Annotated in this window: 9 protein-coding genes and 1 pseudogene; 7 read left to right on the top strand and 3 right to left on the bottom strand. The window is 68.5% G+C overall.

Translation table 11 applies throughout. From position 1 onward, the window contains the following. Positions 1–289, top strand: a pseudogene (locus tag OU415_RS37425) (hypothetical protein); the annotation flags it as partial. Between the two features lie 64 nt (positions 290–353). Here the strand turns inward: OU415_RS37425 and OU415_RS37420 are convergent. Both OU415_RS37420 and OU415_RS37415 read right to left on the bottom strand, forming a co-directional pair. Then, positions 354–1,034, bottom strand: coding sequence for an MSMEG_4193 family putative phosphomutase (locus OU415_RS37420; RefSeq protein ID WP_270954506.1), 681 nt, complete (start codon positions 1,032–1,034; stop codon positions 354–356). 80 nt (positions 1,035–1,114) lie between these two features. Continuing rightward, complete coding sequence (locus tag OU415_RS37415) at positions 1,115–1,945, bottom strand: undecaprenyl-diphosphate phosphatase (RefSeq protein WP_270954504.1); 831 nt, start codon at positions 1,943–1,945, stop codon at positions 1,115–1,117. Between the two features lie 230 nt (positions 1,946–2,175). Here OU415_RS37415 and OU415_RS37410 point away from each other — a divergent pair, with 230 nt between their 5' ends. From OU415_RS37410 to OU415_RS37400, 3 genes are all read left to right on the top strand, one after another. Further along, positions 2,176–3,141, top strand: coding sequence for an aldo/keto reductase (locus tag OU415_RS37410; protein ID WP_270954503.1), 966 nt, complete (start codon positions 2,176–2,178; stop codon positions 3,139–3,141). 90 nt (positions 3,142–3,231) lie between these two features. Next, complete coding sequence (locus tag OU415_RS37405; RefSeq protein WP_270954501.1) at positions 3,232–4,212, top strand: YncE family protein; 981 nt, start codon at positions 3,232–3,234, stop codon at positions 4,210–4,212. Continuing rightward, the gene (locus OU415_RS37400) at positions 4,209–4,427 is read left to right on the top strand and encodes a DUF5703 family protein (RefSeq protein ID WP_270954499.1); all 219 of its coding nucleotides are present in this window, start codon (positions 4,209–4,211) and stop codon (positions 4,425–4,427) included. The genes OU415_RS37405 and OU415_RS37400 overlap by 4 nt, the downstream gene beginning before the upstream one ends. A 3-nt stretch (positions 4,428–4,430) precedes the next feature. Here OU415_RS37400 and OU415_RS37395 read toward each other — a convergent pair whose 3' ends face one another. Continuing rightward, positions 4,431–5,543 carry a lipoate--protein ligase family protein gene (locus tag OU415_RS37395; RefSeq protein ID WP_270954497.1) on the bottom strand — a complete coding sequence of 371 codons (1,113 nt, stop codon included), beginning with the start codon at positions 5,541–5,543 and terminating at the stop codon, positions 4,431–4,433. Between the two features lie 19 nt (positions 5,544–5,562). Here OU415_RS37395 and OU415_RS37390 point away from each other — a divergent pair, with 19 nt between their 5' ends. The 3 genes from OU415_RS37390 to OU415_RS37380 form a co-directional block, all read left to right on the top strand. Then, the gene (locus tag OU415_RS37390) at positions 5,563–7,119 is read left to right on the top strand and encodes an N-acyl-D-amino-acid deacylase family protein (protein ID WP_270954495.1); all 1,557 of its coding nucleotides are present in this window, start codon (positions 5,563–5,565) and stop codon (positions 7,117–7,119) included. Between the two features lie 223 nt (positions 7,120–7,342). Continuing rightward, positions 7,343–7,483, top strand: coding sequence for a hypothetical protein (locus OU415_RS37385; protein ID WP_270954493.1), 141 nt, complete (start codon positions 7,343–7,345; stop codon positions 7,481–7,483). A 95-nt stretch (positions 7,484–7,578) separates the two neighbouring features. Then, positions 7,579–8,033 (top strand): DUF6194 family protein (locus OU415_RS37380; protein WP_270954491.1); only part of this gene is annotated, 455 nt, incomplete at its 3' end.

The raw sequence follows: 8,033 nt of genomic DNA, 5'->3' as shown, positions 1-8,033 counted from the left end.
TCTCGCCACCTGGCTCCCCGCCGCACTACCCGCCGTGACCTGGACCGGATGGTTCACCACCGTCCGCTGGCTGCGCCCGGCATCCCCGGCGCTCAACCGCGAACGCGTCCACGCCGACGAACTCCTGCCAGGAGACCCGATCCGCATCTACGGCCCCATCGGACCGGTCGGCATCGTCGAGCAGGTCACCCCGACCACCGACGAGAAGGTCCTCGTCCGCTTCGTCGGCGGCACGCAACGCACCCTGCCCACCGACACGCGCTGCCGCATCGTGCACCTGCTCGCCTGAAACCCCCTGGGAAGGCGGGCAACGAAGAGGGGGCGTGCGCACGGGAGGCGCGCACGCCCCCTCTTCACGCTGGAGTGCCCGTCGAACCGCCCACCACGGCATCCGACGATCCACCGGACTCCTTCGGCGGCAACAACGCCGACACATCACCACCGGTGTCGTTGACCTTCAGCACGAACGGCCGGGTCTCGGTGTAGCGCACGACGCTGATCGAACACGGATCCACCACCAGCCGCTGAAACGCATCCAAGTGCATGCCCAGCGCATCGGCCAGCACTGCCTTGATCACATCACCGTGCGTGCAGGCCAACCACACCGCATCAGCCCCCCACTCGCGATCCCGCGCCCGCACCGCGGCCACCGCCCGGGCCTGCACCTGCGCCAAACCCTCACCACCAGGGAACACCGCCGCCGACGGGTGCTGCTGCACCACCTTCCACAACGGCTCCTGCGTCAACTCGCTGATCTTGCGACCGGTCCACTCGCCGTAATCGACCTCCGCCAACTCCGGCTCCACCACCGGCGACAAGCCCCGCTCGGCCACCAGCCCCGCCACGGTCTCCTGGCACCGCTGCATCGGCGAAACCACCACCTCGCTCAACGCAACACCGGCCAACCGGCCCACCACACCCGCGGCCTGGCCCGCCCCGACCTCGTCCAACCCCACACCAGCCGCCCGGCCCGCCAGAATCCCCGAACCGTTGGCCGCCGAACGCGCATGCCGCAACAAGATGAGAGTCGCCACGTCCGCCGAGGGTAGGCCACCCGAGAAAAACGCGGCCCGCACCCACCCGGCACGGACCGCGCTTCCCACCGCACATCACCTCACGGCTGCATGACACCGAAGCCCAGCAGCGCGAACACCAGCAGACCCAACGCGATCCGGTACCACACGAACAAGTACACGCTGTGGCGCTCCACGAACCGCAGCAGCCACGCGATCACCGCGTACCCGACCACACCGGCCACCACCGTCGCCACGATCATCTGCGCCCCCGACGGCTGCAAACCGTGCGAACTGGGCTCGAACACGTGCGGGATCTCCGACAACCCCGCCGCGAACACCGCCGGAATCGCCAGCAAGAACGAGAACCGCACCGCCGTCGGCCGATCCAACCCCAACGACAAACCCGCCGTGATCGTGCCACCCGACCGCGACACACCCGGGATCAACGCCAACGACTGCGCAAAACCCATCACCACACCATCGCTGAGCTTGAGCTGCCCCTGACCGCGACGCTGCTGCCCGAACCGCTCGGCCAACCCCAGCAGCACACCGAACACGATCAACATCGCACCGGTGACCCACAAGCTCCGCAACGACGACCGGATGTAGTCCTGGAACAACACCCCCAGCACCCCGATCGGGATGCTGCCCACGATCACGTACCACGACAACCGGTAGTCCTGCGTCCCCCGCACCTCCGCGTTGAACAACCCCCGGAACCACACCACCACCAACCGGGCGATGTCCTTGGCGAAGTAGATCACCACCGCCAGCTCGGTGCCGATCTGCGTCACCGCGGTGAACGACGCACCCGCATCATCACCGAAGAACAACTCCGACACGATCCGCAAATGGCCCGACGAGGAAATCGGCAGGAACTCGGTCAGCCCCTGGACCACGGCCAACACCATGGCCTGCAACCACGACAACGAAACCCACTCCAGAAAAGTCGCGACGAAAAACCGGCACGAACCCGCACCCGCGGGCAGCCGAGAAGACCGCCCCAAATCTTGCAGCATCCCCCGCGACCGCCGCACGCACCCCGGGCGAACACCCGGCGAACAACCACCAACCCCACCTGTGATCCGGAACACCGGCGTTCAGACCCGCCGTCCCAACCTCACCAACACAAGCCCCCGCACCGAATACCCTCCCCACCGTGGAACACCGACAGCTCGGCCGCAGCGGCCTCCGCGTCTCCCGCCTCGCCCTCGGCACCATGACCTGGGGACTCGACACCGACGCCGACGGCGCCGCCGAACAGCTGACGACCTTCCACGACGCCGGCGGCACCCTCATCGACACCGCTGACGTCTACCAGGACGGCCAAGCCGAACAAATCCTCGGCGACCTGCTCACCCACCACGTCCCCCGCGACGAAATCGTGCTCGCCACCACCGCCGCCGCCCGCCGCAAACCCGGCCCCTTCGGCGGCGGCGCCTCCCGCGGCTCCCTGCTCGCCGCCCTCGACGACTCGCTGCGCCGCCTGCAAACCGACCACATCGACCTCTGGCAACTCCACGCCTGGGACCCCGCCGTCCCCCTCGAGGAAACCCTCGCCGCCCTCGACACCGCCACCACCACCGGACGCGTCCGCTACGCCGGCATCGCCAACTACGCCGGATGGCAACTGGCCACCGCCGCCACCCACCAACGCGCCCACCCCACCCGCACCCCCCTGATCTCCACCCAGCACGAATACTCCCTGCTCGACCGCAGCGCCGAACGCGAAGTCATCCCCGCCACCACCCACCACGGCCTCGGCCTGCTCGCCTGGGCACCCCTCGGCCGCGGCGTGCTCACCGGCAAGTACCGCAACTCCACCCCCGCCGACTCCCGCGGCGCCGGCCCCCTGGCCAGCTACGTCGAACACCACCGCACCGAACGCGCCGCCCGCATCGTGCACGCCGTGCTCACCGCCGCCGAAGGACTCGGCACCCCACCCGCCCACGTCGCCCTCGCCTGGGTCCGCGACCGCCCCGGCGTCACCGCCCCCGTCCTGGGCACCCGCACCACCGCACAGCTCAAAACCGCCCTCGACTCCGACGACCTCACCCTGCCCCCCGCCATCCGCGCCGCACTCGACGACATCAGCGCCCCCGACCAACCCACCACCCAACCCTGACCACGCCACACCCCCCAACAGCCCATCAGGGATGCTGGAGACGAACCACCCCGCACACCACGCGGGCCAGCACCCCCAAGGAGGGCCTCGTTGCGCCGTCTGGTCATCACGTGCCTGATCGCCACCCTGCTCACCAGCTGCGGGACCGACAGGCCCAGTGACCCCCTCCAGGTCACCGACAACCTGACCGCAGCAACGCCCGCCACCTCACCAGCCGCAACAACCCCACCAGCAGGTCAGGTCCACCCCGCACCACCGGTGCAGCTCAGCGCCTTCGACCCCGAGACCACCACCCTCGTGCTGGCCAGCGGCCCCACCCTCACCCTGATCAACACCAGCACCGGAGCCCAGCAGCAGGTCACCCTGGCCAGCCCGCCGGCCGGACTGCACACCCAGAACGGCCAGCTCCTCGCCGCGCTCCCCGACAGCGGCCAGATCACCCGCGTCGACCTGCGCACCGCCCACCCCAGCAGCACCACCGTCCCCGGCGGCCCCGTCTACGCCGTCGACCTCGACGCCGAACGCACCGCAGTCGCCCTGCGCAACCCCGCCACCGTCACCATCCTGCGCAACGGCACACCCACCGCCACCGCCGACAACCTCTCCGGCCCAGCACAACTGCTGCCCACCCCCAACGACGTCTACGTCCTGGACCGCCTCACCACCGCCATCACCCCCATCAACCCCACCAACGGCGAAAAAGGCGCAGGCCTGCGCGCCGGACAAGGCGCCACCAACGCCATCAGCGACCGCTACGGACGCATCATCACCATCGACACCCGAGGCCAAGAACTCCTCGCCTTCAGCACCGACCCCCTGGTGATGAAACAGCGCTACCCCGTCCCCGGCTCCCCCTACGGCCTCGCCTACGACCCCACCCGCGACCTAGCCTGGGTCACACTGACCGCGACCAACGAACTCGTCGGCTACGACATCGCCGGCGGCGAACCCACCGAACGCCACCGACTGCCCACCATCACCCAACCCAACAGCGTCGCAGTCGACCCCCACACCGGAACGATCTACGTCGCCTCCGCCAACGGCGCCGGATACCAGGTGGTGAAGCCATGACCCCACCCCCCGAAGGGAACGACCCCGACTGGGAGTACCGACCGCTGCGCCTCCCCCCAGGCGTCACCCGCTTGAGCGCAGCGGTGCAACTGAGCATCCACGCCGAGTTCTCCGGCTGGGAACTCTCCCGCGTCCTGCTCTACGCCGACGGAACCCGCAAGGTCTGGCTCCGCCGCAAAAGATCAACACCCGGCGTCCCCGAACTCCTCACCTGAGCATCACGGGACCCGCAACAACCACTCACGAGTCGCGAACTTCGACTCGATCAACTCCTGCGCCCGCACGCGCTCGGCATCGGTCACCGGCCCCTCAACCAACCCGAACCGATCCCGAAAACCACCGATCAACCGATCGATGACGACCTCGCGAGCCAACCCCGTCTGCCGCCGCAACGGATCCACCCGCTTCTTCGCGCTCGCCACACCCTTGTCGGACAACTTCTCCTTGCCGACCCGCAGCACCTCACCCATCTTGTCCGCATCGATGCTGTAGGACATCGTCACGTGGTGCAGCACCGCCCCCGACGCCAACCGCTTCTGCGCCGCACCACCGATCTTGCCCGCATCCGAAGCGATGTCGTTCAACGGCTGGTACCACACGTTCAACCCCAACTCCCGCAACACACCCAGCACCCAGTCGTCCAAGAACGCGTACGACTCCCCGAAACTCATCCCCGCCACCAACGACGCCGGCACGTACAGCGAATACGTCACCGTGTTCCCCGGCTCCACGAACATCGCCCCACCACCGGTGATCCGCCGCACCACCTCGATCCCGTGCCGCTGCGCCCCCTCCAGATCCACCTCGTTGCGCACCGACTGGAAACTCCCGATGATCACCGACGGCGCCGCCCACTCCCAGAACCGCAACGTCGGCGCCCGACGACCCGCACCCACCTCCTCCGCCAACACCTGGTCCAACGCCATGTGCATCAACGGGGTCTGCGGCCCGTCGTGCACCAACCACCACTCGTGATCAGACCAATCCGACGCCCGCGACAACGCCCGACGCACCGCCACCGCCACCGCATCCGCGTCGAACCCACCCAACCGCGCCCCCTCCGGCAACCCGCTCCGGACCCGACGCGCCAACTCCTCCCCATCCGCATCCACCGGCGCCCCCGTCAACGCACCGTTGATCGCCTCCAACGCCTCATCCGGTTCCAGGAAGAAATCGCCGCTCAACCGCACCCCGGACAACCGGCCGTCCACCACGTCCAGATCGACCACGACCAACTTCCCACCGGGAACCTTGTACTCACCGTGCACCGCGAACACCCCTGAACATCGACACCTACACCGGACAACATCGCACGAACCGCGATATTCCACCCCACCCGGAGGCCACCACGTGACCCGCACCGAACTGCTGCTGACCGGCGCCCAACTCGCCGACGGCACCGGCACCCCGCTGCGCCCCGCCGACGTCCTCCTCCACGACGACCGCATCACCGCCGTCGAAGCACCCGGCACCTTCCCACCCGGCACACCCCGACGAGACCTCACCGGCCTGGTACTGGCCCCCGGCTTCATCGACGTCCACTCCCACTCCGACAACGCACCCCTGCTCCCCACCGACGACACCACCAAGATCCACCAAGGCATCACCACCGAAATCGTCGGCAACTGCGGCTTCAGCCTCGCCCCGCGCAGCAGCACCCACCACGACACCCTCGCCACCTTCCTGCAACGCCTCTTCCCACCCCTGGACCTGACCTGGACCGGCTTCCACGACCTGTTCGCCACCACCGACGCCGCCGGCTACGTCACCAACTACTGCCCCCTCATCGGCCACGGCACCCTCCGCATCGCCGCCACCGGCATGACCGACGCAGCCCCCGACGACGACGCCCGCCGCACCATGCGCACCGCCCTCGAAGAAGGCATGACCGCCGGCGCCTTCGGCCTCTCCAGCGGCCTGATCTACCCACCCGCCGTCTTCGCCACCACCGACGAGCTCACCGACCTCGCCACCGTCCTCGGCGGCAACGGCCACTACGTCACCCACATGCGCAACGAAGGCGACGCCCTGATCGACTCCCTCGACGAAGCCCTGCGCATCGGAGCCACCGCCGGGAGAACCCACATCTCCCACCTCAAGGTCACCGGAGCCCGCAACTGGGGCACCATGCAAGCCGCCCTCGACCGGCTCGACGACGCCCGGCACCACGGCCAGCACGTCCACCAGGACATCTACCCCTACACAGCGTCCTCCACGATGCTCACCGCCGTACTGCCCGCCTACTACCTCGTCGGCAGCCCCGACGACATCCTCACCCGCCTGACCAATCCCGCCAACCGCGCCGAAATCGCCACCGCGGTCACCACCAGCACCCAGTGGGACCGCATCCTCATCGCCACCACCGCCAGCCACCGCCACGAAGGCCGCACCCTCGCCGACATCGCCGACACCACCGGCGTCGAACCCGTCGACGCGCTCATCGACGTCCTGGTCGGCGAACGCCTGCGCGCGGCGATGATCCACTTCAGCATGCACGAGGACGACCTCGAACTCGCCCTGTCCGACCCGCACACCGCGATCGGCTCCGACGGCCTCCCGCCCGGCACCGGCGGCAAACCGCACCCGCGCCTGACCGGCACCTTCCCCCGCGTCCTCGGCCGCTACACCCGCGAACGCGCCGTGCTCACCCTGCCCGAAGCCGTGCACCGGATGACCTGGCTGCCCGCGCAGATCTTCGGCATCCCGGACCGCGGCCTGATCGCCCCCGGCAAGATCGCCGACCTCGTCGCCTTCGACCCGCGGACCGTCCACGACCAAGGCGACTACCAGGACCCGATGCAGCAACCCGCCGGCATCCCGTGGGTCTGCCAGAGCGGCCGCACCGTCGTCGACGAAGGCCGATACCTCGGCCCCCGCAGCGGAATCCGCCTCACCCCGCGAACCTGATCGCCGTCGAGGCGATCTTTTCGAGTCGTGGTTTGGTGACGTTCAGATGTCCTGATTAATTTCAGTCAACACTGAAGTTATTAAAGTCAATATTTGTTGCTGATCGACGATCTCCGCTTGCCCGACCGAGCGATTCCGATCAGCGCTCGAGCGCGCCGCGATGCGATCCCCGGTGACGAGAAGCACCATCGGACAGTCACTTCCGCGTCGAAAGGAGCCGGTCATGACTCTCTCCGACCCTCTCACCACTCAGCAGCGCTTCGACTCCTTCGACGCGGACCGCGACGAACTGCTCCTCCCCGCCCAGGACCGCACCGAGCTCGACGAACTGGACGAGAGCCACCTGATCCGCGGCTACGACTGACCTGCTGTTTGAAGGCTGGTGGTCCGCGAACTGGGCCACTGCCCCACTTTCGCGGAAAAAGTCTCACAGGGTCCTTCAACGATACGGTTGAAGGAGTGAACACCAGCGAGAACACCCGCCGAGAGCTGACCCAGGACGAGATCATCGAGCACGCCCGCGGTCTGCCCGGCGTCGTGGCGGAAACGGCAGGCGAAGTCACCGGAGCCCCGGAGATCGCGTGGGGCGACACCTTCTTCTCCTACGACCCGGACGGCCTCGCCCCCGCCGACCGGCCGTTCCCCTTCGCCACGATCGTCACCAAGGACTACACCGGCTTCGACACCGAATCGAACGTCGACCGGCCCGGCGTCTACCGCCTCAACATCAACGTCGGCAGAGCGGAGTTCGAACGACTCGTCGGCCACGCCCCCGCCGCCCACTCGACCCACCACGCCGACTTCGACTACACCGAGCTGGACCGGCTCCTCCCCCACCCCGCCTACGCCACCCAAGGCTGGATCTCGGTCCTCAACCCCGGCCAGCGCACCGCCGACCAAGCCCTGAGCCTGAT

Source organism: Saccharopolyspora oryzae, assembly GCF_027853915.1.
Classification (GTDB): Bacteria; Actinomycetota; Actinomycetes; order Mycobacteriales; family Pseudonocardiaceae; genus Saccharopolyspora; species Saccharopolyspora oryzae.
Note: the sequence above shows the minus strand (reverse complement) of the source record. Positions and strands in the feature narration are given on the sequence as shown.

Bases quoted from the DNA above. Each gene is read 5' to 3' on its own strand.
- OU415_RS37400 (WP_270954499.1), top strand. From the start codon at position 4,209: ATGACCCCACCCCCCGAAGGGAACGACCCCGACTGGGAGTACCGACCG.
- OU415_RS37385 (WP_270954493.1), top strand. From the start codon at position 7,343: ATGACTCTCTCCGACCCTCTCACCACTCAGCAGCGCTTCGACTCCTTC.